29 protein-coding genes and 1 pseudogene are annotated in these 25,583 nt (G+C 35.9%); 29 read left to right on the forward strand and 1 reads right to left on the reverse strand.

Translation table 11 applies throughout. The features are described 5' to 3' along the window. Positions 1 to 25 precede the first annotated feature (25 nt). The 23 genes from D7D81_RS12050 to D7D81_RS12160 all read left to right on the forward strand — a co-directional run bounded on the left by D7D81_RS12050 (position 26) and on the right by D7D81_RS12160 (position 15,566). Positions 26 to 931, forward strand: a complete 906-nt coding sequence (locus tag D7D81_RS12050; RefSeq protein ID WP_125990320.1) for a hypothetical protein — start codon at positions 26 to 28, stop codon at positions 929 to 931. 70 nt (positions 932 to 1,001) lie between these two features. Then, a complete protein-coding gene (locus D7D81_RS12055; RefSeq protein ID WP_286169642.1) occupies positions 1,002 to 1,187 on the forward strand; it encodes a Rho termination factor N-terminal domain-containing protein in 186 nt (61 codons plus the stop codon). A 5-nt stretch (positions 1,188 to 1,192) separates the two neighbouring features. Continuing rightward, positions 1,193 to 1,552 (forward strand): head-tail connector protein, encoded by a 360-nt coding sequence (locus D7D81_RS12060; RefSeq protein ID WP_125990324.1) that lies wholly within the window; start codon positions 1,193 to 1,195, stop codon positions 1,550 to 1,552. Then, positions 1,549 to 1,863, forward strand: coding sequence for a hypothetical protein (locus D7D81_RS12065; protein ID WP_205739205.1), 315 nt, complete (start codon positions 1,549 to 1,551; stop codon positions 1,861 to 1,863). Before D7D81_RS12060 ends, D7D81_RS12065 begins: the two co-directional genes overlap by 4 nt. After that, positions 1,860 to 2,204, forward strand: coding sequence for a hypothetical protein (locus D7D81_RS12070; protein ID WP_125990327.1), 345 nt, complete (start codon positions 1,860 to 1,862; stop codon positions 2,202 to 2,204). Before D7D81_RS12065 ends, D7D81_RS12070 begins: the two co-directional genes overlap by 4 nt. 12 nt (positions 2,205 to 2,216) lie before the next feature. Then, complete coding sequence (locus tag D7D81_RS12075) at positions 2,217 to 2,639, forward strand: minor capsid protein (protein WP_125990329.1); 423 nt, start codon at positions 2,217 to 2,219, stop codon at positions 2,637 to 2,639. An 11-nt stretch (positions 2,640 to 2,650) separates the two neighbouring features. After that, positions 2,651 to 3,094: a phage tail tube protein gene (locus tag D7D81_RS12080; RefSeq protein WP_125990331.1), complete on the forward strand. Its 444-nt coding sequence runs from the start codon at positions 2,651 to 2,653 to the stop codon at positions 3,092 to 3,094. A gap of 15 nt (positions 3,095 to 3,109) precedes the next feature. Next, a complete protein-coding gene (locus D7D81_RS12085; protein ID WP_125990333.1) occupies positions 3,110 to 3,487 on the forward strand; it encodes a hypothetical protein in 378 nt (125 codons plus the stop codon). An 80-nt stretch (positions 3,488 to 3,567) separates the two neighbouring features. Then, positions 3,568 to 3,705, forward strand: a complete 138-nt coding sequence (locus D7D81_RS12090) for a hypothetical protein (RefSeq protein ID WP_286169643.1) — start codon at positions 3,568 to 3,570, stop codon at positions 3,703 to 3,705. A 212-nt stretch (positions 3,706 to 3,917) separates the two neighbouring features. After that, positions 3,918 to 5,768 (forward strand): phage tail tape measure protein, encoded by a 1,851-nt coding sequence (locus D7D81_RS12095; protein ID WP_125990336.1) that lies wholly within the window; start codon positions 3,918 to 3,920, stop codon positions 5,766 to 5,768. After that, positions 5,765 to 6,142 (forward strand): hypothetical protein, encoded by a 378-nt coding sequence (locus D7D81_RS12100; RefSeq protein WP_125990338.1) that lies wholly within the window; start codon positions 5,765 to 5,767, stop codon positions 6,140 to 6,142. The genes D7D81_RS12095 and D7D81_RS12100 overlap by 4 nt, the downstream gene beginning before the upstream one ends. Beyond that, a complete protein-coding gene (locus D7D81_RS12105; protein ID WP_125990340.1) occupies positions 6,135 to 7,145 on the forward strand; it encodes a hypothetical protein in 1,011 nt (336 codons plus the stop codon). The genes D7D81_RS12100 and D7D81_RS12105 overlap by 8 nt, the downstream gene beginning before the upstream one ends. A 14-nt stretch (positions 7,146 to 7,159) precedes the next feature. Beyond that, a complete protein-coding gene (locus tag D7D81_RS12110) occupies positions 7,160 to 7,783 on the forward strand; it encodes a hypothetical protein (protein ID WP_125990342.1) in 624 nt (207 codons plus the stop codon). Between the two features lie 11 nt (positions 7,784 to 7,794). Then, positions 7,795 to 9,855, forward strand: a complete 2,061-nt coding sequence (locus tag D7D81_RS12115; protein ID WP_125990344.1) for an RCC1 domain-containing protein — start codon at positions 7,795 to 7,797, stop codon at positions 9,853 to 9,855. Continuing rightward, positions 9,855 to 11,405: a GLUG motif-containing protein gene (locus D7D81_RS12120; RefSeq protein ID WP_125990346.1), complete on the forward strand. Its 1,551-nt coding sequence runs from the start codon at positions 9,855 to 9,857 to the stop codon at positions 11,403 to 11,405. The genes D7D81_RS12115 and D7D81_RS12120 overlap by 1 nt, the downstream gene beginning before the upstream one ends. Positions 11,406 to 11,430: 25 nt before the next feature. After that, positions 11,431 to 11,646, forward strand: a complete 216-nt coding sequence (locus tag D7D81_RS12125) for a hypothetical protein (protein ID WP_125990348.1) — start codon at positions 11,431 to 11,433, stop codon at positions 11,644 to 11,646. Between the two features lie 23 nt (positions 11,647 to 11,669). Then, complete coding sequence (locus D7D81_RS12130) at positions 11,670 to 12,209, forward strand: N-acetylmuramoyl-L-alanine amidase family protein (RefSeq protein ID WP_125990349.1); 540 nt, start codon at positions 11,670 to 11,672, stop codon at positions 12,207 to 12,209. After that, complete coding sequence (locus D7D81_RS12135) at positions 12,209 to 12,394, forward strand: hypothetical protein (protein WP_125990351.1); 186 nt, start codon at positions 12,209 to 12,211, stop codon at positions 12,392 to 12,394. Before D7D81_RS12130 ends, D7D81_RS12135 begins: the two co-directional genes overlap by 1 nt. Beyond that, the gene (locus tag D7D81_RS12140; RefSeq protein ID WP_125990353.1) at positions 12,381 to 12,686 is read left to right on the forward strand and encodes a hypothetical protein; all 306 of its coding nucleotides are present in this window, start codon (positions 12,381 to 12,383) and stop codon (positions 12,684 to 12,686) included. Before D7D81_RS12135 ends, D7D81_RS12140 begins: the two co-directional genes overlap by 14 nt. Then, positions 12,673 to 13,113: a hypothetical protein gene (locus D7D81_RS12145; RefSeq protein WP_205739206.1), complete on the forward strand. Its 441-nt coding sequence runs from the start codon at positions 12,673 to 12,675 to the stop codon at positions 13,111 to 13,113. The genes D7D81_RS12140 and D7D81_RS12145 overlap by 14 nt, the downstream gene beginning before the upstream one ends. Before the next feature lie 169 nt (positions 13,114 to 13,282). After that, positions 13,283 to 14,686 (forward strand): DUF7305 domain-containing protein, encoded by a 1,404-nt coding sequence (locus D7D81_RS12150; protein WP_125990356.1) that lies wholly within the window; start codon positions 13,283 to 13,285, stop codon positions 14,684 to 14,686. A 20-nt stretch (positions 14,687 to 14,706) separates the two neighbouring features. After that, positions 14,707 to 15,063, forward strand: coding sequence for a type IV pilus modification PilV family protein (locus D7D81_RS12155; protein ID WP_125990358.1), 357 nt, complete (start codon positions 14,707 to 14,709; stop codon positions 15,061 to 15,063). Beyond that, positions 15,060 to 15,566: a prepilin-type N-terminal cleavage/methylation domain-containing protein gene (locus tag D7D81_RS12160; protein ID WP_125990360.1), complete on the forward strand. Its 507-nt coding sequence runs from the start codon at positions 15,060 to 15,062 to the stop codon at positions 15,564 to 15,566. The genes D7D81_RS12155 and D7D81_RS12160 overlap by 4 nt, the downstream gene beginning before the upstream one ends. Positions 15,567 to 15,597: 31 nt before the next feature. Here the strand turns inward: D7D81_RS12160 and D7D81_RS12165 are convergent. Next, positions 15,598 to 15,993 (reverse strand): annotated as a pseudogene (locus D7D81_RS12165) (nucleoside recognition domain-containing protein); the annotation flags it as partial. A 421-nt stretch (positions 15,994 to 16,414) separates the two neighbouring features. Here D7D81_RS12165 and D7D81_RS12170 point away from each other — a divergent pair. From D7D81_RS12170 to D7D81_RS12195, 6 genes are all read left to right on the forward strand, one after another. Then, positions 16,415 to 17,644, forward strand: coding sequence for an aspartyl protease family protein (locus D7D81_RS12170; RefSeq protein ID WP_125990364.1), 1,230 nt, complete (start codon positions 16,415 to 16,417; stop codon positions 17,642 to 17,644). Positions 17,645 to 17,767: 123 nt separating this feature from the next. After that, positions 17,768 to 18,682: a DMT family transporter gene (locus tag D7D81_RS12175; protein ID WP_125990366.1), complete on the forward strand. Its 915-nt coding sequence runs from the start codon at positions 17,768 to 17,770 to the stop codon at positions 18,680 to 18,682. A 130-nt stretch (positions 18,683 to 18,812) separates the two neighbouring features. Next, positions 18,813 to 21,488 carry a bifunctional acetaldehyde-CoA/alcohol dehydrogenase gene (adhE, locus tag D7D81_RS12180; RefSeq protein WP_125990368.1) on the forward strand — a complete coding sequence of 892 codons (2,676 nt, stop codon included), beginning with the start codon at positions 18,813 to 18,815 and terminating at the stop codon, positions 21,486 to 21,488. Positions 21,489 to 21,921: 433 nt separating this feature from the next. Further along, on the forward strand, positions 21,922 to 22,854 hold the full coding sequence (locus D7D81_RS12185; RefSeq protein ID WP_125990370.1) for a substrate-binding domain-containing protein: 933 nt from the start codon (positions 21,922 to 21,924) through the stop codon (positions 22,852 to 22,854). Positions 22,855 to 22,961: 107 nt separating this feature from the next. Beyond that, on the forward strand, positions 22,962 to 24,449 hold the full coding sequence (locus D7D81_RS12190) for a sugar ABC transporter ATP-binding protein (protein WP_125990372.1): 1,488 nt from the start codon (positions 22,962 to 22,964) through the stop codon (positions 24,447 to 24,449). 5 nt (positions 24,450 to 24,454) lie between these two features. Continuing rightward, complete coding sequence (locus tag D7D81_RS12195) at positions 24,455 to 25,453, forward strand: ABC transporter permease (RefSeq protein WP_286169649.1); 999 nt, start codon at positions 24,455 to 24,457, stop codon at positions 25,451 to 25,453. Positions 25,454 to 25,583 lie beyond the last annotated feature (130 nt).

Below are 25,583 nucleotides of genomic sequence, written 5' to 3' on the forward strand. Positions count from 1 at the left end.
TAATTAATAAGGATGTGTATAAAATATGGCTAATACTATAGCTTTAGCAAAAAAATATTTACCTTTGCTTGATGCAAAATACAAGATGGAGGCCAAAACTTCTATTCTTGATACTCCAAATGATATGGTCCGGGGAACACAACAGGCTGGTACTGTTTTGATTCCTAAGATTGCTTTGCAGGGGCTAGGGGATTACAGCAGGGCTGATGGGTATGTGTCCGGAGACGTAACGCTGGAATGGGAAGCTCATACCCTGACACAGGATAGGGGTCGTTCCTTCCAGGTTGATGCAATGGATAATGAGGAGACTGTTGGTATTGCCTTCGGAAAGGTATCTGGGGAATTTATCAGGATATACGTTGCTCCTGAAATTGACGCTTACAGGTTTGCGACAATGGCAGACTTAGCAGCTCTGGGGGATAATGCTGACTTAACCGATTCTGATACTGTAGAAGCTATTGACGCTGCTATGGTCGCTATGGATGATGCAGAAGTTCCTGAGGAAGGAAGAATATTGTTCATCACCTCAACTGGGCTGAAAAATATCAAACAGTCTGACCAGTATGTGAGGAATGTGCAGATTACTGCTCCTAATGGACTGGATAGGAGGGTTAGCCAGTATGATGGTATGAGCATTGTTAAAGTGCCTCAAACTAGATTCTATTCTGCTATTGACCTGAACGATGGTTCTACATCTGGTCAGGAGGCTGGCGGGTATGCTAAGGCTTCTGCTGGATATAATATCAATTTCATGATAGTGCATCCTACTGCAGTAGCTCCAGTAACAAAGACAGCATTACCTCGTATTTTTGACCCAATGACTAACCAATCTGCAAACGCCTGGAAGTTTGATTACAGATTATACCACGACCTTTTTGTTCCAAATAATAAGGTTGACGGTATATATCTGCATACCGAATCTCAGGCGTAATCTGAATATGACTATATAAGGAGGCCCGATAATAATGCTATACATTAAAAAAGGCGGACATTATAGGCGCGTGTCAGAGCGCGCTTATAGTGCTCACTATAAAGCACTAGGCTATGAGATTGTTGAGGAAAAGGCAGGGACCAACCTTGACGACATGACCGTCAAGGAATTGAGAGAACTGGCAAAAGATAAGGACATTGAAGGCTACTATGATATGAAAAAGGATGAATTGATAACAGCACTGAAAGTAGAGTGATGTAAATGGCTTATGCTACAAGTCAAGACGTAACTGATTATACTGGAATAACTTCACTGCCTTCTGATATCGATAGACTAATATCCAGAGCAGAGGAATTAATAGATGAAACCACTAGAGGAAAAATAGATACAGATAATGCCAATCATATGGAAGCAGCAAAAAAGGCTACCTGTGCTCAGATAGAATACTGGTTGTCTAACAGTGAAGAAGTGGATATTTCTAATATGCCGCATAATTTTTCAATTGGTTCATTTTCTATTTCAGGTAATAGTAATCAAGGCAATTTTTCCAAACTGGCCCCAAGAGCCAGGAGGCATTTGTTTATGGCCGGGTTGCTATATGCTGGGATTGATGTCAAATGATGCGACCGCCAAAAGCTTTAATGAATGCGAAATTTGTATTTAAGGCTAAATTGGGTGATAGCGCCTATGGTCCTGTATATGATGACCCTACCACTACAGATGCTTATGTTGAACCGAAAAGGAAGAAGATTACCGACAAGGAAGGCAATGAGGTTGTTGCAAATGTTTTTGTAGTTGTACGTGATAATGTTGATATTCCAGTAGGCTCAAAAGGAACATGGGACTGGACAACAGAAGAATATGAGGTTATCAGTGCCATACCATACTGTCCATTAGGACAGTTTTCTCATATTGAGGTGTACCTTAAATGAAATTAAAATGGTATGGCAAAGAAGTAACTGCAGCTATGAAAAAAGGAGCGGCAGAAGGTCTCTTTGACGGGATTAATTTCATGCGTGACGAGATGGATAAGATTGTACCTCATGATGAAGGCACACTGGAACGTTCTGGAGATACAAAGGTTGATAATTCTGCATTAAAGGCTGCTACTGGTTATGATACACCTTATGCTATTCGGTTACATGAGCATCCGGAATATAATTTTCAAGATGGCAGAGAAGGGAAATGGGTTGAAAAGGTTATTAAGGATGCTAGTATTAAAAAAGACGTCCTTAATCATATTGGCAAAAAGATTAAAAAAGCCATGAAATAAGGAGATGATGGCATGGACATTAATACTGAAATAGCTCAATACCTGGATACCCAGGGCTTACTTGCATTTGACCCTGCTGGAATAGCCGGCAATACATTCATTGACCTTATGCCTGATTCTCCTGATGAGGCTGTGGCCATTATGACTGGTGCACCAAATTCAGGTGACCCGAAACATGGTTATGATCATCCAGGAGTGCAATTTATTATCAGGGGTGGCCGGGACCCTAGGCTGGTAAAACAAAAGGCACAGGATATATATGATGAACTAAATGGATTCACAAACGGGACCTTTGTTGATAATGGCATCTGGGTAGTGAGTTGTTTTGCTGCTCAGTCTGGTCCTATTCGGTTAGGATTGGACCAGAATAACAGGTTTGAGTACAGTATTAATTTTGATTTAGAGATTAGAAACTTAACTAAACATAGGGAATAGAGGTGAAATTAATGGCTGTATCAAAGAAGATACCAGCTAAAGACTGGAAGTTTGAGGTTGATGATGGTACAGATACAGATACTTTTGCGGAAGTAAAAGGTTTAAATACCTTTTCTATAGAACCGTCTTCAAACAGAACTGATGTTACTGACTTTGATAGTAACGGTGATGAAGAAGGTTATATTTCTACCCGTGGAAAGGCTATTACCTTAGAAGGTAATTATCTGGAAGATACTTCAACTGGTGATCGTGACCCTGGTCAGGAAAGAATTGAAGCTGTTGGAGAATTAACCGGTGCAGATAGTATTGTTTCATTTCGTATAACTTCACCCGGTGGAACAACGTATACATTTGATGTTACTGTAGATAGTGCTTTTGCTACTGGTGGAGGCCATCAGGATAACACTGCCTGGACTGCTAATCTGACCAGGTCTGGTTCAACAACCAAAGCATAAGGAGGGGAAAAATAAATGACAGAAGATAATAGTAAATATATGGATTTTGACGAATACTTTGAGGAGATGGAGGCCGAGCAGGAAGAGTCTCAGCTGTCGTTTACTTTCAAGGACAAAACCTATTACTTGCCAGATTCAATGCCGGCTATATTGCCCGTTAAAATAATGAGACTTAAGAAAAAGTATGGTAAGGAGAAAAATATCCCTGAGGATGAGATATATGTTTTGATGTTAAATCTTCTTGATGAGGATGAATTAGAAGAGATAGCCAGCAAAGCTACTTCTGATCAGCTGAATAAAATACTTATATGGATTCTTAATCAATATAAATCAGCAGGCAAGGATGACGAAGAGGGAAATCAGAAGACCCAGCAGAAGGCAAAAAAGAAGTAGAAATAATAGAACACTGGGCACTTATTGAGGCTGATTTTATAAGAGAGTATAAAATAGATTTGGTTAAGATGCTTCCTTATATGAACTGGAGGCGTTTTTTGGTTTTATTGTTTGGCCTAAGTGCCCAGAGTAGATATATGATGTATCTATCTAATCAGCCGGATATAATTGATGATCTTGTAGCTGCAGAGAGATATGTCGCCAGTATGCTGGGCTGAGGAAGTGATATAGTGAAATTATTTGAATGTGAAGATTGTGAGAGACGACTATTTGACTATAATGAGAGAGGGATAAAAATTAAATGCCCTCGATGTGGCGATTATATAGAAATTAGTTATGAAGCATTAAAGAAAAAAGCTAAAGATAAGAATTAGAGGCCGGATCTGCCTGACAGACGGAGCCCATCAATTAATATAAAGGTGGGCTAAGTATGGGCATGAAAGTTGGTGAATTATACGCCGAATTAGGCCTTAATGATAAAAAATTTAATAGCGGACTTAGCAAAGCAAAGAGCATGCTAACTAAAGGGCTAGTTGGGGCGGCAGTAACAGGTGCAGCAGGAGTTACAGCAGCCATAACAGGCGCAGCTGTCAAGGGAGTAAAAGAGTTTGCCTCATTTGAGAAGGGTATGAATGAGGTATTCACATTACTCCCGAATGCTAGCGAACAGGCTATGTCCCAGATGATGGATGATGTAAGAGAGTTTTCTGTCGAAATGGGTGCGGCTACAAATGAGACAGTTCCTGCTCTGTATCAGGCTATATCTGCAGGGGTTCCCAAAGATAATGTATTTGACTTTCTTGAAACTGCTCAACAGGCAGCAGTCGGTGGGGTAACAGACCTAACTACTGCAGTAGATGGTATATCATCAGTTGTCAATGCATATGGTTCTGATGTGCTTTCTGCCTCTGAGGCTAGTGACCTGATGTTCACAGCGGTCAAGAAAGGGAAAACTACTTTTGAAGAGCTATCTTCATCCCTTTATAATGTTATACCTACTGCAAGTTCTTTAGGAGTGAGATTTGGGGATATAACTGCAGCAATTGCTAGTATGACAGCCCAGGGTACACCTACCGCCCAGGCCACTACTCAAATGCGTCAGGCTTTGAATGAATTAAGTACAGCTGGGTCTGATGCTTCTGATATTTTCAAAGAAGTGGCAGGGAAGTCTTTCACTGAATTCATTGCACAGGGTGGCAATATGCAGGAAGCAATGGCTATAATGTCACAGGCTGCCAGCGAAAGTGGTGTATCGGTCAAAGACCTATTTTCCAGTGTCGAAGCGGGGCAAGCAGCTCTGGCATTGACTGGAAAAGGTGCAAAAACATTCAAGGAAAATATTCTAGAAATGGCCGATAGTGCCGGATCTACACAAGATGCTTATGAACAGATGGATAAGAGTCTTAGTCGTACTTTTGATAAGTTAAAAGCGGCTATTCATGATGTATTTCTAGAGATTGGCGAAGTTCTTAAGCCAGCTATGGAAAAATTGACAAAATGGATACAATCAAATATGCCTCTGATTAAGGAAATAGCTGCAAATGTATTTGAGAAAATTGGAGATGCCATTATATGGGTTGTTGATGTTGCGATACCTAAAATTATCGAAGGATTTAATTGGCTGAAAGAGCAAATTGCTGAGTTTGCAAAAAGCCCAGAAGAAAACTTTTCTGACATGAAAGAAAAAGTAATAGCTATAGTAGTAAGTATGATGGCTGGTATTTTAGCAGCCATTGTAAAAGGTACTGCTGGATGGGTTGGGAAAATGCTTAAAATGTCGCTTGAGGGATGGAAACTGATGGCTCATGATGCTCTAGAGGCAATAGGTAATCTTGCAGAAGAAATAGCAGGTATTTTTGCTGGCCTTATTGAATCAGCTTATAATTGGGGAAAAAATATTATTCAAGGTCTTATTAACGGCATCAAAAGTATGATTAAAAAGGCAGTAAAAGCTGTAAAAAATGCAGTATCAAGTATAGTTAGTGCTGCTAAAGGAGCCCTTGGAATCAACTCTCCATCTAAAGTGTTCCAGGGGATTGGTGAAAATGTAACTACAGGGTTACAAAAAGGTATAGAAAATACGCAGAGTAACCTGCAAATGAAAGTTGATGCTATGGTTAACGGAATGATACCACAGACAGCTGCAGCAGGAGCAGGAGGGGCTCAGGTTATTAATTTAACTGTTAGCCAGCATATTACAGATAAGTCTACTGCTGAGTATGCAAATAATAATCTTGTATCAAAATTAAAAAGTAGAGGGGTAGGGGGTTCTTATAGATGAGATACGGAAGCACTGAATTAAAAGTAATATTTGATAGTCTTTCTTTTGTGTTTAAAACAGAGCAAGATATTACACATATTCCTTACACTAATAAAACATTCAGGAATGAAAAGGGTAAGGAAGCTACAACAATTACATGTACTTTAAAGGCTGAAAGCGCGGAGGAATTAATGACTGTGTTGTCTATATTACATACCCCTGCTGAAAAAGAACTTCATTTTAAGCACTTTTATTTCAAGGATGTAACTGCTGGTGAAAGAGGCAAACCAGAGCCAAAAACTGCTGACGAAAAGATATGGCTGATAAATGCTGAATTTATAGCCCTGGACCCTATTCCATATAATTCAGAAACAGGTGAGGCATTATATGGCTGATTATTACTATGACAAGTATAAGTTAATTGAGGAATGGGATAAGGATAGTTCTAATCATGTCGATAGTGAGACCATTACAACTGATGAAGTGACAAAAGAAGAAATAGAACGTTATACAGATGACTGGTATATAACTGCTGAAGTTTATACAGATTACGAAATTAGATCAAAGAATGCGCACGGATATAAAGACCATTATCTGAAACTTACTGATCCTGTTAGTCTTATTCATGTTGATCCTCTTCATTATATTGGTATGTATATTTACGATTATGGGGGCAGAGGATACTTCTTATACGGATGGCTTAATTCGCGTAACTCTTGGGACGTGACACATAGGATATATCTTGGAGAGACTTACAAAATTTACAAACATCAATATCAAGGAAGTTTGCTGGCAGAAGATGTAATAAAGGATCATAGATACCCAAGAAATGGGCCTAAAGATGGCTACTGGTGGGTAAGAAAAGGCCCTTATACTATACCAGCACCAGCTATTATTAGTCCTGACAACGCTTATGAAATTAACAAAAAAGATGGAGATGAAATGCCATATCTGGTATTTCAGCTTACACCCCGCGAAAACAATGATAGAAATTTGTATCATGTAAGGGTTAGAATGGGCTTCCGCTCTGATTTTGCTGATTATGAACTGTATTTAGAAAGTAAGGAAGATACTAGTGGCTGGGAATATTATAACGGTTCAAGCTGGCAGTCTTTTCCTTCTAGCGGTGTATCAGCTAATACAAGAGTTAGAATTAAACCTGCTGTAGATAATTTTGAATTTGGCTTCCATTACTGGGACTGTACAGCTTATAATTCACGGTGGGGTTATGGTGTTAGTTCAGAATATAGGATGATAATTGTGTTAGATGAGACTGAGGGGATATATGTCGTGTCAATTAATGGCATACAGTATAATCCAATCAGTCTTAAGATTTCTGAAAGCTCAAATGGAGAGACAAGCTCAATAGATATAGTATTGAGTAATCATAATGTATAGAAAGGGTGATAATTATGGCAGTAAGTGCTTACACTTATGCGAACATGAATCTTAATGCACTTAATGGAGTACTGGGCGACCTATCTGCAATCGGAACAGTAGTCAAGTGTGCTTTGCTGGGCAATTCTTATATCCCAGCTCAAAACAGACATGAGGTATTCACTGCTGATGACTGGGCGGCAAGTACAGCATATTCAGTAGGTGATTATGTTATTCCCACTACTGCGACAGGACATATATATCTGTGTACTACTGCAGGCACCTCAGATTCAGCAGAGCCAAGCTGGCCAACTGTTGACGTGAATACAGTGGTAGATGGTGATGTGACATGGGAATGTGTTGAAAATGGGGACTTAGCGTATTTTGAAATATCAGGTACCGGCTATACTTCAGGTGGCCAGGAAATTAGCAACAAGACATTAGCACAGGTGGAGGGCATAACCACCTTCGATGGGGATAATGTTAGCTGGGTTAATAGTACATTGACAGCCAGATATGCAGTAGTATATGAAACGTCAACTGGAATATTGCTTTCATATCAGGATTTTGGCGAAGAAAAAAGCTCTAGCTCTGGTAATTTTGAGATTCAATGGAATACAGAAGGTATAGCAACTATTACAGCTACTCAGGCAGTGTAGAGGTGTAAGATATGGAAGCATGGGAAAGACAGAAGGTAATTGCAGGAGGAGGATATCATTCTCTAGCGCTCAAATCAGATGGTTCTATAGAGAGTTGGGGAAGGGATGACGCAGGTCAAGTAAGTGATACACCCTCGGGCACTGACTTTGTCCAGGTTGCAGCAGGATTTGGCCATTCTCTAGCGCTCAAAGATGATGGTTCTATAGAAAGTTGGGGGGACGATACTTATAATCAAGTAAGTGATACACCCTCGGGCACTGACTTTGTCCAGGTTGCAGCAGGAGAATGGGGTCATTCTCTAACGCTCAAAGATGATGGATCTATAGAAAGTTGGGGGGACGATACTTATAATCAGGTAAGTGATACGCCGACCACGAGTGACTTTGTCCAGGTTGCAGCAGGAGAATATCATTCTCTAGCGCTCAAATCAGATGGTTCTATAGAAAGTTGGGGGGACGATACTTATAATCAAGTAAGTGATACACCCTCGGGCACTGACTTTGTCCAGGTTGCAGCAGGGCAGTATCATTCTCTAGCGCTCAAAGATGATGGATCTATAGAAAGTTGGGGAAGAGATAATTATAATCAGGTAAGTGATACACCCTCGGGCACTGACTTTGTTCAGGTTGCAGGAGGAAGATATCATTCTCTAGCGCTCAAAGATGATGGATCTATAGAAAGTTGGGGAAGAGATAATTATAATCAGGTAAGTGATACACCCTCGGGCACTGACTTTGTTCAGGTTGCAGGAGGAAGATATCATTCTCTAGCGCTCAAAGATGATGGATCTATAGAAAGTTGGGGAAGAGATAATTATAATCAGGTAAGTGATACGCCGACCACGAGTGACTTTTGGATATTTTCTGGAGAGCAAGAAATTGCAGCAGAATTATCTAACTCCGAATCAGCCTCACTGTCTTGTAATATAATTATTGACATTATTATAGAGGCTGAAAAATCAAGTTCAATTGTAGAAACAAAAATAGCGGAGCAGTTAATCAAGAATGTTATTGAAGCTATATGTAGTACATCAACTAGCGAAAGTTTGCTATCTGAATTGAGTTTAAGTTGTATTCTTGCCAGCTCAAAAGCAGAATCAATTGCTACAGCATTACCGGCTACGCTTGAAGAAATCAATATATTAATAGAAGCAGAAAAAAGTGCATCAATTAGCGATGGGTTAATCCCGATAATTTCTTGTGGATACAAAATTAAGCCAGAAGCAGCCAATTCAGTATCAAAGGCATTAATTTCAAATATTACTTATGATTATATTGTACAAGTTCCAGAATCAGTTTCAATATCTGAATCATCTTCAGCAGGATTATCCTTATCTGTATTAGAGATTATACTTGAACAGGCCAATTCAAACAGTTTAGCAGCAACTGCAATAATTAAAGCTAATAAAAGAGTAGCCATACAAGCAGCTATTTCTAAAAGTAGTACTACAGCCTTAAAACCATCATTAGCAATCCAGGGAGATTTATTATTCTCTGCTGACACGTCAGAAAGCAAATCCAAAGTACAAGTACCAGATATATTTGTTGGTTATCCTGCTATTATAGAGGCAGAGCTTTCAACATCAAAATCAATCGGTTTAAGCCCGACAATTCGTTTTAACCTACTAGATTATATTAGTTATGGTGATGACATATATTTGCTTGTTAGTGATAGAAATAATAATGCAAAAATATACCGGGGTATAGTAAGAGATAGGAACCCGGCAGATAGACTACTTACTATTACAGCTATTACAGGGGACGGAATACTATCTGAACGTATTATTAGGGAGGATTATAATAGTCAGGATATAGGACAGACAGCAAAAGAAATTATTAATACGTATTGTAATCCTCTTACTTCAAGCAATATTAATACTACTACAGGTATTGAAGCCCCCATAACAGCTGACCAAAAAACACCTCTGTCTGTACTCGAAAGCATGCGCAGGGAATACGGAATTAATTATTTTGTAGACCACACTTGGGATGTACATCTATTTCTGGTTGATGAGATAGAAGATTCTAATTATGAAGAAGAAGGATACATAATTAGGTTAGGTGATGAATAATGGCTATAGAAATTCATACTGCAGAAGACTTATACAATATAAGAGATAATCTTTCTGGAGATTATATTCAAATGGCTGATATTGATTTGTCTGGATACTCTAATTTTGACCCTATTGGCGATTTTGACAATCCCTTTGAAGGGACTTATGATGGAGCAGAGTATTCAATTAGCAATTTAACAATCAACAAACAAGATGAAAGTTATATCGGTTTATTTGGAGATACAAGGGAAGTAGAGATAAAAAATATTAATTTAGAAAATATTTATGTTACTGGTGAAGATTATGTTGGAGGAATTGCGGGTTATGTACGTAATAATGTAAGTATAGTGGGTTGCGTAGCTAAAGGAACTGTTAGTGGAGAAGGTGGTTATGCCGGGGGGATAGCAGGTTATGTAATGGATAGTGTAGATATATCAGATTGTACTTTTGAGGGAACAGCGGAAGGCGATTATTATACCGGAGGAATTGCGGGTTATATTAATGGTAATGGAAATGTAAATATTTCAAATTGCATAGTTAACGGATCAATTAGCGGGAGCTATAGTGGTGGTGGAATAGCTGGGCAAGTATATAGTGCAGATATATCAGCTTGCAAAGCTACAGTAATATTATCTGGAGACAATCAAGTTGGAGGAATAGCTGGATATATATATGCTGGAGCAATTGCAGAATGTTATTCTTCTGGAAAAGCAACTGCTTTTGACTACTACGGCTATAGTGGAGGATTAGTAGGCTATGGTTATTGTGATATTACAAACTGTTATTCTGGATGCGATATAGAAGGGGCAGCCTATATTGGTGGGTTGATAGGGTATGATAGTGGTTCTAGTATTACAAACTGTTATTCTGTTGGCAAAGTTAGTGGCGCAGATTCTGACATTGGTGGGTTGATAGGGTATGCAAGTGGTAATATTTCTAGTTGTTATTATGACACTGAAACTTCTGGACAATCTGATACTGGCAAGGGCGAACCAAAAACAACCGCAGAGATGAAAACTCAGGCTACATATATAGATTGGGATTTTCAAAATATCTGGGGGATAAACAGGCTTGTTAATGATGGTTATCCTTTTTTGAAAGTTTTTGAAGATGGAGGAGAAGAGCCCGAAGAACCTGAAAATCCTTATATCTTATATTTTCTTGACACTCCACGAGTCACAATAGAACCTCCATCTGCAAATGTGGTGACAGTTATTTCTGATTCTAGCGAATATACTGCTAGAGAAGCAGGAATTTCTGATGATGAAGTGATTCATAGGATTGTTGAAATTGATGAAGGCAATTATGATGTTTGTAGAACTGTAGCGAAGCAACTATTGTCACGTTGGGGCAGAGAACAAAAAAGCATAGAGGGGAAAATCAGGCTCTGTCAGGGATTAGATTTTTTGAAAAAGGTACATATCTATGATGCTGAAGCTATGGTTGATGAAGATATGAGAATACAAAAACTTGTACATGACGTGATAGAGCAGACAACAGTTGTTACAGCTGGTGATATTATATTGTCAGATGATGAGTTATTAGCAAGAATATTGGATAGTATTTAATAGCACCCAAAAGGGTGTTTTTTTGATGAGGGGAAGTGGTATTGTGGCAAATGGGAAATCGAGTCTGGATAAGGAGGGCTGCGAGTTTGGCCGAATGCTTAAGAAGGAGGTCTCTATTATGCAAAGAGATGTTGCTGATATCATTGATAGGCTACAAAATAGACCTTCATGGTCTGTTGCTACTATTATTATAGTAATGAGTAACCTTGTTGTTGGACTTGCAGTTGCTTTATTGAAATAGAGATTGAAGTAGAGGGGGTATATATGAGGATATGTATAGATGCTGGACATGGAGGAAAGGACCCAGGAGCAGTTTCAGATGGAGTTCAGGAAAAAAATATTAACTTAAAGATTGCCCTTAAACTATCTACCAAACTAATTGGGGCCGGATATAAAATTATAATGACAAGAGATGATGACGTTTTTGTTCCTCTGTATGAAAGAGCCAGGCTGGCAAATAAGAAGAATGCAGATGTTTTTGTAAGTATACACAATAATGCTGCAGGCAATTCTGCTGCAGCTGGTACAGAAACATTATATTATCCTGGTAGTGTCCAGGGGGAAAAATTGGCTGGATTAGTCCAGAAAGAATTGATTAGAAAACTACAGAGGGCTGATAGAGGTATTAAGGAAAGAAAAGAACTAGTTGTACTCAGTAGTACAGCAATGCCAGCTGTTCTTGTTGAGTGTAGTTTTTTGACTAATCCTGTAGAGAGAAAGTTGCTGCAAGATGAGGGGTTTCAATTATTAGCCGCTGAGTCTATTGTGGATGGGATAGAGAAATATTTTCAGGAGGTGGGTTAATGAAAAGTAGGTACAAGTCAAGGAAATTCATTGCCGCTGTTGTTGTTATGTTGTTAGCTTCAATTTTTCTGACTATAGGAAAATTAGGTGGAGCAGAGTGGATAACAGCAGTTAATATAAGTCTTGGTCTATACGTTGGGAGTAATGTGGTACAGAAGAGGGGAGATAAGAGTGGAAAAGATTAAGACCTGGATAATTAGAATTTTGTTAGCTTTGGTTGCTCTGCTGGCTGTCATTCTCAAAGGAAGGAAACCTGAGTGGGTCAAAGAGAAAGAAAAAGAAGTTGAGCAGAAGGATGAGCTCATTAAGAAAGAAAAAATCCAGGCAAAGCAGGCAGAAAACTATTATAAGGAGATGATAAAAAAACATGATGAAGAAATCGAACAAGCCGGGAAGACGCCGGGCATCCCTGATATTAACAATCCTAATGACGCTGCTAATTATATTGATGATATCCTTTCCAATGATGGCAGCTGATGAACCGCTTGATAACCTACTGAAAGTAAATGAAGGTTATTTTATTTCTGAGGGAGTTGTGGACAGAATTATTGAGAAATACCCTAAGTTGGAACAAATATTTGAAAATGCTATAAAGGTAAAATCAGGTTATTATATGAATGATTACACGACTGTGGAACTGGCGAATTATATCCAGAACACAAAAAATGAGAATGTTAGATTACAGGCGTTGAGCAATCAACTTAATAATTCGCTTCAGGAAGAACGGGAAGCCGTACAATTACTTATTAATGAGAAAGATAATGTTATAGAATTGCAGCAAGAACAAATTGCTAATTTGAAAGAATTATATAGAAACAAGGACCCTGATGTTTTTGAAAAAGTAGGATGGGCAGCTGGTGGAGCTGGGATAGCAGCAGTATTAATTTTGCTTAGCAATATATAACTGAAAGGTAAGACTAGACCACCCCAGGGAAACCTGGGGTCTTTTTTTATTTTGGGAAGAAAAATACTTATATTCTAAAGTTTGCAGGAGTTTTTAAATTTATAGATAAATATGTATTAACTGTTTATATTTGTATAATTAAATTTTTAAGATATAGGAGTAGATATTTATGTATAAATTTAAAAATGAAAATGGGTTTACTATACTTTTAGTTATGGTTTTATTGGTTATTGTTATGGTATTAGGTGGGGCTTTGCTAAATAGATCGTCTAATGATTACAAGTTTACAAAACTTGAAGAGAAAAAAATTCAATCGTATTTCATTGCAAAATCCGGGGCTGATATAGTAGGTACAGCAATAGAAAAATCATTAATTTCATCTAATGAATTAGATGGTAAATCTTCGGGCCCTGTACAGCTAGGGGAAGGTACTTTTGAGGTGAGCATTACTAAAGCTGGTGATGATGTACGAATTAATTCGACTGGTTATGTAGATAATGTGTCTGAAAAAATTACATTGGTATTAAAGCGAAGTGGGGGAGCTAGTAGATTTGATAAAGCACTTTATTCTACAGAAAGTGATAGCGAAAATTATCCGACTATTTCTATTGATGAGAGTGCTTATATTACGGGTCCTGTGAGAAGCAATGCAACGTCATTTGAAGCAATTAATATAGGCCAAGGAGAAATTGATGGAGATTTATACATTAGAAGCAAAAAAGACCATGAAGATACATGGTCTGTAGATCAGATTTATAATTATGGTGATGTTGTTTGGTATAATGGCATAGAATATACAGCAAAGTGGCGGACTCAAGGTGATGAACCTGGCTGTTCTAGCGTTTGGGATTCACCTGTAAATAATGTTACTGGAGAAATTATTCCTACTGAAGATGAAGTTATTTATACTGTTCCTGATTTTCCAACATATCCTGACGATTTACCCTATAAGGGGTTTTATACAACATCTGAAGGAGGTAGTATTTATGAAAATGGAGAATATAATTCCATTAATATAACAAGTAATAGAACATTAACTATTGATTTAAATAATGAAAATAGAATAATTCGTGTTAAAAATTTAAATATAGAACAAGGTGATATTGAATTAATAAATAAAAGGGAGAATGGGAAGCTAATATTTTATGTTGATAATCAAATTACTATCGGAGGAGATAGTGAAGTAAATTCAGGTGGTAATGTTAATGATATAATGATTTATTATGAAGGCAGAGACGAACCCAAATTAGGTGATAATATAAGGTATACAGGAAGTTTTTTTACAAAACAGTCTGATTTAACTATAGCTGGCAGTAGTACTATAACAGGTAATATTATTTCTGGAGGAGAATCTATTACTATTCAAGGTTCTGCTAGTATAAATAAAGGGTTGCTTTATGCTCCAAACGCAAAGGCTGAATTAAAAGGCAGTGGGCATATCACAGGCTCTGCTATTACTAAAACAATTAGTCTAAATGGAGGAGGTGCTTATGTCAAATATGATGAAAATGTTAATGATAATATTCCAATAGATATAGGTTCACCAGGTGATTATGAAAGAACGTGGAAATAAAATAAGGAGTGGTGTGCTCTATGAATATCCATGATAAGGGATTTACATTAATAGAAGTATTGGTTTCTATTGTTTTTTTGGGGATTATAATGATTATATTCTCTTCTTTTTTCATCAACAGCATAAAAATTATTGATGTTAGCGGGAATATTAATGAAGGGATAAATGCAGTTAGAGGTAATCTTAATGAAATAATAGCTGCAGAAGCTAATAATGATGATGATTCCATTACTATTATTTTTAATGAAGGCAAAAGTGATGAAATAACATTAACGGTTAACGGAACCGAGATAACTCAATCAGTAAATTATAAAAAAGCAAATGGAGAAGACGGTATTATATCTTTAAATTATTTTAAGGCTGTGATTGAAGAATGATTGAAAATGAGTCTGGTTTTACTCTTATAGAAGTATTATTAGTTATTGCAATTTCCGGAATCATAATTATGATTATTGGACCTCTTTTAGTATCTTCTTTTAATATTTTTTCAGGAGGAGAGGGAATAGTTAAAAATCAAGAAGATAGTCGTCTTGTTATGAGATATTTGACTAAAGAAATTCGTAATGCAGAAGAAATTGAGTTATTTAGTTTTATTCCTGAAGATATGGAAGGATATAATTGTATTTATATAAAGGATAATTCTTTTGTGATAGAAAATGAAAATGGGAAAAAAGAAATTAAAACTGATAAAATAACATTGCTCAATTTTAAACTCATACCAATTACTGAAGAAGATAGTAATTATAGTTTTTACATAAAAGTTACTATTTCTAGTGCATCTTCTCAAATATTATCAACAAAAATATTGCTAAACAATATGGATGCAAATACATCAGCTAATAATAATGGTAGCGTTATTGTTTATAAGAATCCTTCTTAAATTACTATAATTATTTTGTTCACCATGTTAATACTGGGTCTGCGGTGTTGGTAAAACTTACCAGTCTTTCACCCTCAGTTTTAGTACAGAGATTTTTTCTTCTAAGGTTACCGGTTATTTTTGCTCCTATCGGATAACCGGAGGCCAACCCCATGGCCATGGCAAAAGCCCCTACACCCGGGACCTTAAAAAGCGGCTGCATAAGGGGTTCCAGTAAGGCCCCCATAAAGTGTACTACTCCAAGCCCCATTAATATTTCTGCTATTATAAAAAAAGGTAGCAGTGAGGGAAAGACTACATCCCACCAGACCTTTAGTCCCTCTAAAGCTGCATTGAAAGCATCTTCAGAAAATACAATAATAAAAACAGTAATCAGAATAGCAATTAATGCTGATATAATTATCCTTTCATTTTGTTTATCTCTCATTAAGATTAACCCCCTATATAAACTTGCTATAGTTAATAATTATTTTTCAGCAAAGAGGATTATAACTAATAGAGATAATTAATTTGAATTTATACAGGAATTATTTTAATCCTAAAATTAATAAGAAAATTAACAATATGTATAGGTACTTAAAAATGCCAGTAAAGCTTTTATCCAGATAATTAACAATAATTTATGAATTTATAGAGTATTAATATAAATAGAACAATAGATTTTAAAGAAAAATTATGGAAGTCTGTTTTACAGTAGATTTATTCATAAAAAATAAAAAGATGTTTATTTTTCAGTTTATTAAAAAGGGTTATAATAGAAAATATCGAATAATATATAAGGATGCGTTTATTTACAATAATATTGTAAATAATAACATTTAAAAAATTAGTTACGAGGGGGAATTATAATGTTGAGTAAGATAAGTATAATTATATTATCATTGTTTTTACTATTTACTTTTTCTGTTCTGGCAGAAACGCCAGATATTATGCAAATTTTGACTGGAGGGCAAATAATAGATCAGAATGCTGAAAGTACTGTTCCTTTTGAAACTATTGAAGCTATTAATGATATTGTAGTTAATGTAAAATTAAACTCTAATGATGAAGAATTTCGTTTTATTTTTGATACTGGTGCTGGAGTAACAATGATAAACAAAAGCCTTGCTGGCAGACTTGGTTTGGACAAGATAGCTGAGGTATCTGCTGGAGATGGTTTACAATCACAAAATATATCTCTGGTGAGCTTAGATAGTATTGTTCTGGGAAACACAGGGGTAAAAGGTTGTGGAGCAGCCATCTTTGATCTGGATAATATATTTGATTCAATAGATGGAATTCTTGGGAGTAATTTTTTGAAGAATTTTATTGTGAAAATTGATTACCAGTCTAAATTAATTTCCCTTTACACAAAATCAGATCTAATTAAGACTTCAAATTATGATTATCATTTAAGACTAGATAAGGAGCAGACAGGTTTAATTTCAACCCCGTTAACTTTTGAAGGGCTTGAAAAACCTATTTTCTGTGAGATAGATACTGGTGATTCTAAAGATATATATTTAAACATTCCGACAGGTTACCTTTCTCAATTTAAGCAAAATTTAAGTTCTCCATTGATTGAATCAGAAGGCGTTACACATGGTGGATTGTTTGGGGAATCTAAAAGCCGCATTGGACGTCTTAAATATGTCCAGTTTGGCAATTTACAGCTTTCTAATCTACTAGTAGACTTTGATGACAGTGATCTTTCTTTTGGAACGATTGGCAATAGTTTTCTATCTAATTTTAAGGTGATTATTGATTATCCCAAAAATTATATGTATCTTAAAAACGTTAAGGGGAAAAAGTTGAAGACTAATATCTATGATTTTGGGTTTTCATTACAGAAAGTTGAAGATAGTAGCTTGCAAATAGTCGGTCTGTGGCCAGGGTCTTCTGCTAAAAAAAGTGGCTTAAATATTGGGGATAAAATTATCAAAGTTACTACCAGGGATGGTAAGAGAGTTCCTTTAGATAAGAATGAGATTAAAAAACATGATTTGTTGTACTTACTTGTAAAACAGGGGACTAAGGAGAAAAAAATAATTATTAAAAAACAATTTTTATTACCTAAGCTAATTATTTCATCCCAATGATTTATATTTAATTAAATTTATGATAGAATCATCTAGAAGGTTTTTTAAATCTAATTATGATAATAACATATATAACATTTATTATACATAAAATGTTCATATTTAAACTATATTGCAAGGAAGATGATTACTATTAAAAAAAATAATTTAGTATATTTATATTTAACTATAACAGTTAGTGCCTGGGGAAGTCTATATGTAGCCAGCAAATATGTACTTGATAAGATACCTGTTTTTACAGTCTTGTTTCTGCGTTATTTCATTGCAGGGATTGTCCTGTTTTTTTTCTTTAGGAAAAACGGTTCAGAAAAAATAGCAAGAAAGGATTATAAATATATTTTTTTCATTGGGTTTATAGGTTATTTCCTGGCAATAGGTGCACAGCTTACAGGGACAAAACTTTCAAATGCCTCATTTGCTTCACTAATTAACTCAATGAATCCGGTTTTTATCATATTGTTTGCTGCCCTTATACTTAATGAAAAATTAACTATCAATAAGGTGATTTCTGTGATGGCAGCTATTTTTGGTACATATATTATTACAGGTGGAGGAAATGGTACAGGGCAAATATTAGGTGTTCTTTTATCCTTTGTTTCTGTTATAAGCTGGTCACTTATGACAGTGATAGTAAGAAAAGTGACTCAAAAATATGATTCTTTTACTATTACTACATATGGTATTATTATAGCTATGTTTTGTGCACTACCTGTTTCAATTTATGAACTCCATGTAACAGCTGATTTTGATTTTGTTCTGGAGTGGAAAGTTATTTTCTCTCTTATATATATAGGTGTTGTCTGTACAGCCATGGCACATATGTTGTGGAATAAAAGTATATCAATGATAGAAGCGGGAAGGTGTTCACTCTTTTATCCCATACAGGCAATGGTATCAGTTCTATTGGGATGGATTATACTGGGCGAAAATATTGATATCAAATTTATTTTTGGTGCTGTTTTTATAGTTGCTGGTGTTTTGTTTAGTATTCTTGGTAAAAAGAAAGAGATATTATATACTGAGTCTTTAAATTCCTGAAAAATGATTTTTAAAATTAAATGTTTTATATTTTACAACAATCCCTGTTGAACAAAGGGGTTGTTTTTTATATAAAAAATATAATAAATTTTCTTATAGATACAAAAACTAAGCCAAAAGGAGGTTCTATATGAGTAGGGAATATGACTATGAATTTGCGCTATTGGAAGAAGAATTAACACAGGAGGAAAGGTTTGAAAAGAGGGAGATAGCTGCTAGAGAAAATGATGCTGCATTACAGGTAGAGGAGTTAATAAAAAAGGGGAAAAATGCCTTAATGAAAATGGTTAGACTTGATCAGGACCAGATTGATTATATAGTCAAAGAGATGGCTATGGCGGGTCTAGCCAATCATATGAAACTGGCTAAACTTGCTGTAAATGAGACAGGTAAGGGTGTTTATGAGGATAAAATAGTGAAAAATCTATTTGCTACAGAATATATATATCATAGTATTAAGTATATAAAAACTGTTGGTGTTATTGATGAAAATCCAGAAGAGGATTATTATGAGATCGCAGAACCGGTAGGTGTTGTTGCTGGTATAACACCTGTTACTAACCCTACCTCTACTACATTATTTAAATGTCTGATTGCTATTAAAGCACGAAATCCAATTATATTTGCTTTTCATCCTGGTTCACAGCAATGTAGTGTTGAATCAGCCCGGGTAATGAGGGAGGCAGCTGTTAGAGCTGGGGCACCGATAGACTGTATCCAGTGGATTGAAAAACCTTCTATAGAGGCGACCCAGTTTTTAATGAAAAATGATGGTATATCTTTAATACTGGCAACAGGTGGTTCATCTATGGTAAAGGCTGCCTATAGTGCGGGAAAACCTGCTCTAGGGGTAGGTCCTGGTAATGTCCCCTGTTATATTGAAAAAACAGCTGATATAAAACGTGCTGTTACTGATTTGATTTTATCTAAAACCTTTGATAATGGAATGATCTGTGCTTCGGAACAGGCTGTTATTATAGATGATGAAGTATATGAAGATGTGACGGCATATATGCAAAAACTCGGCTGTTATTTTGTTAATGAAAATGAACTAACGAGATTAGAGGATATTGCTATTAATAAGGAAAAAGAAGCAATGAATCCACAAATAGTTGGGCAATCTGCCTATAATATAGCCAGCATGGCAGGTATAGATGTTCCTCAAGATACAAAAATTCTTGTAGCAGAACTGGCTGGGGTTGGCCCTGATTACCCCTTATCCCGGGAGAAACTAAGCCCGATACTGGCCTGTTTTCGGGTCAGTGGTTATAAAGAAGGGATAGAACGGTCCATAGAGATGGTTAATTTTGGTGGTTCAGGTCATTCAGCAGTTATTCATTCTAGTGATGAAATGGTAATTGAAGAGTTTGCTGAAAGGGTTAACACTGGCCGTTTGATAACAAACCAGCCATCCAGCCATGGTGCTATTGGTGATCTCTATAATACAACAATGCCGTCCCTTACTTTGGGCTGTGGTTCCTTTGGAAGAAATAGTACTACAGCAAATATTACTGTAGTAAACCTAATTAATAAAAAAAGGGTAGCGAAAAGAAGGTATAATATGCAGTGGATTAAAATACCAGAGAAAATCTATTTTCAACCTGGTTCAGTGCAGTATCTGGCTAAAATGCCTGATATTTCACGGGCCTTTATTGTAACAGATAAGACCATGACAGAATTTGGTTATGTAAATAAAGCCCTTTATCACCTCCGCAAGAGAGATGGTAGGAATTATGTCCATTCTGAAATTTTTGATGAAGTTGAACCGGATCCTACTGTACAGACAGTTGAAATGGGTGTGGAAGCTATTAATACCTTTAAGCCTGATGTAATTATTGCCCTGGGTGGTGGTTCAGTAATAGATGCTGCTAAGGCTATGTGGCTGTTTTATGAACACCCGGAAACAGATTTTGCTGATTTGCGGATGAAATTTATGGATATCCGCAAAAGGGTTTTTAAGTATCCAGAATTAGGCAAAAGAGCAAAATTAGTTGCCATACCGACTACATCTGGAACTGGTTCAGAGGTGACTTCTTTTACAGTAATTACAGACCCAACCAACGAAACAAAATATCCACTAGCAGATTATGAATTGACCCCTGATGTTGCCATCATTGACCCTGATTTTGTTCAGACCTTACCTGCCAGTGTAACCGCAGATACAGGGCTTGATGTCTTAACACATGCTATTGAGGCATATGTATCGGTGATGGCCTCTGATTATACTGATGCTCTAGCCATGAAAGCAATTCAACTCTGTTTTGATTATTTGCCACGGGCATATAGAAATGGTGAAGACCAGGAGGCCCGGGAAAAGATGCATAATGCCTCCTGTATTGCAGGGATGGCTTTTACCAATGCCTTTCTGGGAATAAATCATAGTCTAGCCCATAAACTCGGTGGTGAATTCCATATTCCCCACGGCAGGGCAAATGCCATTCTATTACCCCATGTAATCAGTTATAATGCCTCTAGACCTACAAAGTTTAATTCTTTTCCCAAATATGAATATTATATTGCTGATGAAAAATATTCAGAAATAGTTAAATACCTGGGCTTACCCTGTAGTAATACCCCTGAAAATATTGGGTGTTTAATCCATAATATAATTGAACTATGTAAGGAACTTGATATGCCACTTTCAATTAGAGAATGTGGTATAGCAGAAGATGAATTTATGGGGGTTGTTGATGAATTAGCAGATAAAGCCTTTGAAGACCAGTGTACAACTGCTAATCCACGAATGCCCCTGGTAGAAGAATTGAAAGAGATTTATATCAGAGCATACCATGGGTATCAGGGGTGAATGGACTAATTTATGAAATGGCCGCTTTAGTTAAAACTAAAACGGCTATTTCAATTTTTATTGTTCTTAAAAAAATGCTATATTTTAATAATTCAAAAAAAAATTAAAATTGCAGATTAGTTTTGTTTCTTAAGAAAATGCTAGGATTTCTATTTCATTATATATGACAATTAATATCTATTTTGTTAGATATGCTTTTATGTGAAAACATTTTCGGAATTTTAGCAAATAATCAGAAATACATTTCTGATTATTTTGATTGAAGCTTTTTAATAATCATTGAAAATGGAGTACTACAACTAAACTATCTAAGTATTATAAATATTAAACACAATAATTATGTAAATTTTATTAAATTACTATTTTGGCATATGACTTGCATAATATACTTAGTGTGCGCACAATTTTTAAAGTTAATAAGAGGAGGAGTACAATGAAAAGGATATTGTGTTTATTACTTGTTACGATGTTAGTTATGAGTATGTCAAGTATTTCTTTAGCAAAATCACATGAAGGAATTAAGGTTGGTTTGGCTCTTATGACTACTAATAATCCATTTTTTGTAGCAATGATTGATGCTGTAAAAGAAGAGGCAGAAGGAAAATATAATGGGACAGTACTTGTATCTGATGGCCAGCATGATATATCCAAACAATTAGCTGATGTGGAAGACATGATTGTACAGGGAATTGACTTATTACTCTTAAATCCTGTCGATGCAGATGCTGCTGAGCCGGCTGTTAATATGGCTAAAGAAGCAGGTATTCCTGTTGTGTGTGTTGATGGTGACACAGGTGGAGACAGGGATCTATTTATTGCTTCAAATAATTATGAAGCAGGTGTAATTGATGCGCGTTATATAATTGAAAGACTAGAAGGCGAAGGTAAAGTAGTCGTTCTTAATGGTAATCCCGTATCAGCTGTAAGACAGCGTTATAGTGGCTTTATGGATACTATTAAAGACTTTACGGCGATTGAAATTGTTGCTGAGCAAAATGGTGATGGAGACATGACTACATCTATGCAGGTTATGGAAAATGTTTTACAGTCCGCACCTGTAATTGATGCTGTCTTTGCCATCAATGATCCTAGTGGTCTAGGTGCATTAGCTGCTATTCAGTCCGCTGGTCGTGCTGATGAAATGTTTGTTGTTGGTGTTGATGGTTCTCCAGATGCTATAAATTCAATTTTGGGAGACAGCGCTTTTACAGCTACAGCAGCCCAGGAACCAGCTAAGATTGCCAAAATGGGGTTTAACTATGGGTTAAAATTAATTGATGGAGAAGAATTAAATATCCCTAATAAGACCATCAGAGTTCCTGTAAAACTTATTACCCTCTTTAATGCAGATGATTTCAGCTGGTAAAAAAGAACAGGATATATAATATTTAAAAAAATGTCTAAATTATCGGGAAATCCCTTATATTCAAGGAAGGGGTTTTCCGATTATATTTCCATAGTGAGGTGTCATACATGGATAAAATATTAGAAATGAAAAATATAAATAAAAGGTTTTATGGAGTTCAGGCACTAAAAGACGTAAATCTAGCTATTAATCGAGGGGAAGTACATGTATTAGTAGGTGAAAATGGTGCTGGAAAATCTACCCTGATGAAGATTATTTCTGGTGCTTATCAAAAAGATTCAGGTCAGATATTTATTGATAATGAAGAGGTTATCAATCAGTCACCATTATTGATGCAGCACCTAGGTATTAGTATCATATACCAGGAATTTAACCTTATTTCTGGCATTAGTATTGCTGAGAATATATACCTAGGCCGTGAACCTTTAAAAAAATCTGGTCTTGTAGACTGGAAGAAATTATATGATAAGACAGCTGAATTATTAGCAAAACTTGGCCTTGATATTAATCCTAAAACTTTGGTTAGTAAATTAAGTGTTGCACAGCAGCAATTTGTTGAGATTGCCAAGGCCCTTTCGTTTGGAGCTAAACTTATAATTATGGATGAACCTTCTGCTACATTAACACCCAAAGAACTGGAACGATTATTTGATGTAGTTAAAGAATTAAAGAATAATGGGGTTTCAATTATATATATATCCCATCACCTAGATGAAATTTTTGAAATAGGAGATAGGGTTTCGGTTTTAAGAGATGGTGAAAATGTTGGTACTGATAATGTGGAGAATTTAGATAAAGACGAGATAATAAAAATGATGGTTGGACGTCGTCTGGACAAAACATTCCCGGAAAGAAATGCAAAAATAGGTGAAGTTGTTCTGGAAATTAAAAACCTTGAGAGAGTAGATGTTTTGAATGATATATCTTTTACTCTACATAAGGGTGAAATATTAGGGATAGCAGGCCTTGTTGGTTCAGGAAGAACTGAATTAGTCCGTGCTTTATATGGTGCTGATGTCAGGGATAATGCTGAAATAAAATTATATAATAAAAGTATTAAGATCAACTCTCCCCGTGATTCGATCAGACATGGTATTGGCTTTTTGCCTGAAGATAGGAAACAGCAGGGTCTAGTTCTGGGGCAATCAGTAAAATATAATATAACACTGGCCAATTTGTCTAATCTGGTTGATAGAATCTTTATCAATAAAAGTAAAGAAAAGAAAGAAGTAGCTAATTATGTTAAAAAGATAACAATTAAGACACCATCACTTTTAACCATGGTTAAGAGTCTTAGTGGAGGTAATCAACAGAAAGTAGTTCTGGGTAAATGGTTATTTACTGATTCAGATATCTTGATCTTTGATGAACCAACCAGGGGTATTGATGTAGGTGCTAAGTTTGAAATATATAATTTAATGAATGAACTTACTGAGCAAGGTAAATCAATAATTATGATATCATCTGAACTTCCAGAGATAATAGGGATGAGTGATAGGGTATTAGTAATGTATAAAGGTAGTATAAATGGTGAATTTCACCGTAATGAATTAGATCAAGAAAGAATTATGAAGAGTGCTGCAGGGGAGGTATAATTATTGTGAATAATAATTTAAATATAGATAGTTTAAAAACAATAGATCATAAGGGTTTTATGGCAAAGATTAATAACAGTTATTATAAACCTGAGATTTTTGCTTTCGTGGCATTAATATTATTAGGGACTGTTTTATCCTTTGCTTCTCCATATTTTTTAACAACAAGAAATATAATTAATTTAGCTCGTCAAGTTTCATTATATGCTATTATTGGTTTTGGTATGACATTTGTAATTATAACAGGGGGTATAGACCTTTCAGTTGGTTCTGTAGTAGCAGTTACTTGTACATTTATTGCAGGTTTTGCTGTAAATAGTCAATTACCAATATGGTTGTCTGTTATACTTGGTATGGGTGTTGGTAGTTTGTTTGGTGTTTTTAATGGTTTTATTGTGGCTAATACAAAAGTACCTGCTTTTATTGCTACTTTAGGTACACTTACAATGGGGCAGGGGGTAGCACGATTGTATTCAGGTGGATACCCTATTACAGGTTTTTCGGAGGGTTTTACAGTTATTGGTCGTGGTTATATAGGGCCAATTCCTATTCCTGTCTATATAATGATCTTTATATGTATAGTTATGTATGTACTTTTGAATAAAACAAGATTTGGACGTTATGTTTATGGACTGGGAGAAAATGAAGAGACTTTACGTCTATCTGGAGTAAATGTCAGAGCAGTTAAATTTAAAGTTTTTGTTTTGACCAGTTTTATGGCTTCCATAAGTGGGTTAATACTTGCTTCACGTTTAAATTCAGGTCAGCCATTGGCTGGAGATGGATGGGAACTTGATGCGATTGCTGTAACAGTTGTTGGTGGTACTGATATTGCAGGTGGTAGAGGAACGGTAATAGGGACTTTAATTGGTGCTTTTATTATAGGTATGGTTAATAATGGATTAAATCTTTTAAACGTTTCACCATATTTACAACTTGTTGTTAAGGGATTAGTAATTGTGGGTGCTGTTTTTGTTCGAGCAGGTAGAATAAGAAAGAAATAGCATCAAAAATAATTATAAAGAATGTTTTAAAAGGATGGGGTAACCCATCCAATTCTATTTAAAATTGTACTATATATATATATATATAATAAAAGGAAATTATTTATTTATATCGAAATATGTATATGGA

It is taken from the genome of Halocella sp. SP3-1 (assembly GCF_003953885.1).
In the GTDB taxonomy this organism is placed as follows: Bacteria; Bacillota; Halanaerobiia; order Halanaerobiales; family DTU029; genus Iocasia; species Iocasia fonsfrigidae.

Coding starts and splice junctions, on each gene's coding strand:
- D7D81_RS12050 (WP_125990320.1), top strand. CDS start 26: ATGGCTAATACTATAGCTTTAGCAAAAAAATATTTACCTTTGCTTGAT.
- D7D81_RS12060 (WP_125990324.1), top strand. CDS start 1,193: ATGGCTTATGCTACAAGTCAAGACGTAACTGATTATACTGGAATAACT.
- D7D81_RS12065 (WP_205739205.1), top strand. CDS start 1,549: ATGATGCGACCGCCAAAAGCTTTAATGAATGCGAAATTTGTATTTAAG.
- D7D81_RS12070 (WP_125990327.1), top strand. CDS start 1,860: ATGAAATTAAAATGGTATGGCAAAGAAGTAACTGCAGCTATGAAAAAA.
- D7D81_RS12075 (WP_125990329.1), top strand. CDS start 2,217: ATGGACATTAATACTGAAATAGCTCAATACCTGGATACCCAGGGCTTA.
- D7D81_RS12080 (WP_125990331.1), top strand. CDS start 2,651: ATGGCTGTATCAAAGAAGATACCAGCTAAAGACTGGAAGTTTGAGGTT.
- D7D81_RS12085 (WP_125990333.1), top strand. CDS start 3,110: ATGACAGAAGATAATAGTAAATATATGGATTTTGACGAATACTTTGAG.
- D7D81_RS12090 (WP_286169643.1), top strand. CDS start 3,568: ATGAACTGGAGGCGTTTTTTGGTTTTATTGTTTGGCCTAAGTGCCCAG.
- D7D81_RS12095 (WP_125990336.1), top strand. CDS start 3,918: ATGGGCATGAAAGTTGGTGAATTATACGCCGAATTAGGCCTTAATGAT.
- D7D81_RS12100 (WP_125990338.1), top strand. CDS start 5,765: ATGAGATACGGAAGCACTGAATTAAAAGTAATATTTGATAGTCTTTCT.
- D7D81_RS12105 (WP_125990340.1), top strand. CDS start 6,135: ATGGCTGATTATTACTATGACAAGTATAAGTTAATTGAGGAATGGGAT.
- D7D81_RS12110 (WP_125990342.1), top strand. CDS start 7,160: ATGGCAGTAAGTGCTTACACTTATGCGAACATGAATCTTAATGCACTT.
- D7D81_RS12115 (WP_125990344.1), top strand. CDS start 7,795: ATGGAAGCATGGGAAAGACAGAAGGTAATTGCAGGAGGAGGATATCAT.
- D7D81_RS12120 (WP_125990346.1), top strand. CDS start 9,855: ATGGCTATAGAAATTCATACTGCAGAAGACTTATACAATATAAGAGAT.
- D7D81_RS12125 (WP_125990348.1), top strand. CDS start 11,431: ATGAGGGGAAGTGGTATTGTGGCAAATGGGAAATCGAGTCTGGATAAG.
- D7D81_RS12130 (WP_125990349.1), top strand. CDS start 11,670: ATGAGGATATGTATAGATGCTGGACATGGAGGAAAGGACCCAGGAGCA.
- D7D81_RS12135 (WP_125990351.1), top strand. CDS start 12,209: ATGAAAAGTAGGTACAAGTCAAGGAAATTCATTGCCGCTGTTGTTGTT.
- D7D81_RS12145 (WP_205739206.1), top strand. CDS start 12,673: ATGATGGCAGCTGATGAACCGCTTGATAACCTACTGAAAGTAAATGAA.
- D7D81_RS12150 (WP_125990356.1), top strand. CDS start 13,283: ATGTATAAATTTAAAAATGAAAATGGGTTTACTATACTTTTAGTTATG.
- D7D81_RS12155 (WP_125990358.1), top strand. CDS start 14,707: ATGAATATCCATGATAAGGGATTTACATTAATAGAAGTATTGGTTTCT.
- D7D81_RS12160 (WP_125990360.1), top strand. CDS start 15,060: ATGATTGAAAATGAGTCTGGTTTTACTCTTATAGAAGTATTATTAGTT.
- D7D81_RS12170 (WP_125990364.1), top strand. CDS start 16,415: ATGTTGAGTAAGATAAGTATAATTATATTATCATTGTTTTTACTATTT.
- D7D81_RS12175 (WP_125990366.1), top strand. CDS start 17,768: ATGATTACTATTAAAAAAAATAATTTAGTATATTTATATTTAACTATA.
- adhE (WP_125990368.1), top strand. CDS start 18,813: ATGAGTAGGGAATATGACTATGAATTTGCGCTATTGGAAGAAGAATTA.
- D7D81_RS12185 (WP_125990370.1), top strand. CDS start 21,922: ATGAAAAGGATATTGTGTTTATTACTTGTTACGATGTTAGTTATGAGT.
- D7D81_RS12190 (WP_125990372.1), top strand. CDS start 22,962: ATGGATAAAATATTAGAAATGAAAAATATAAATAAAAGGTTTTATGGA.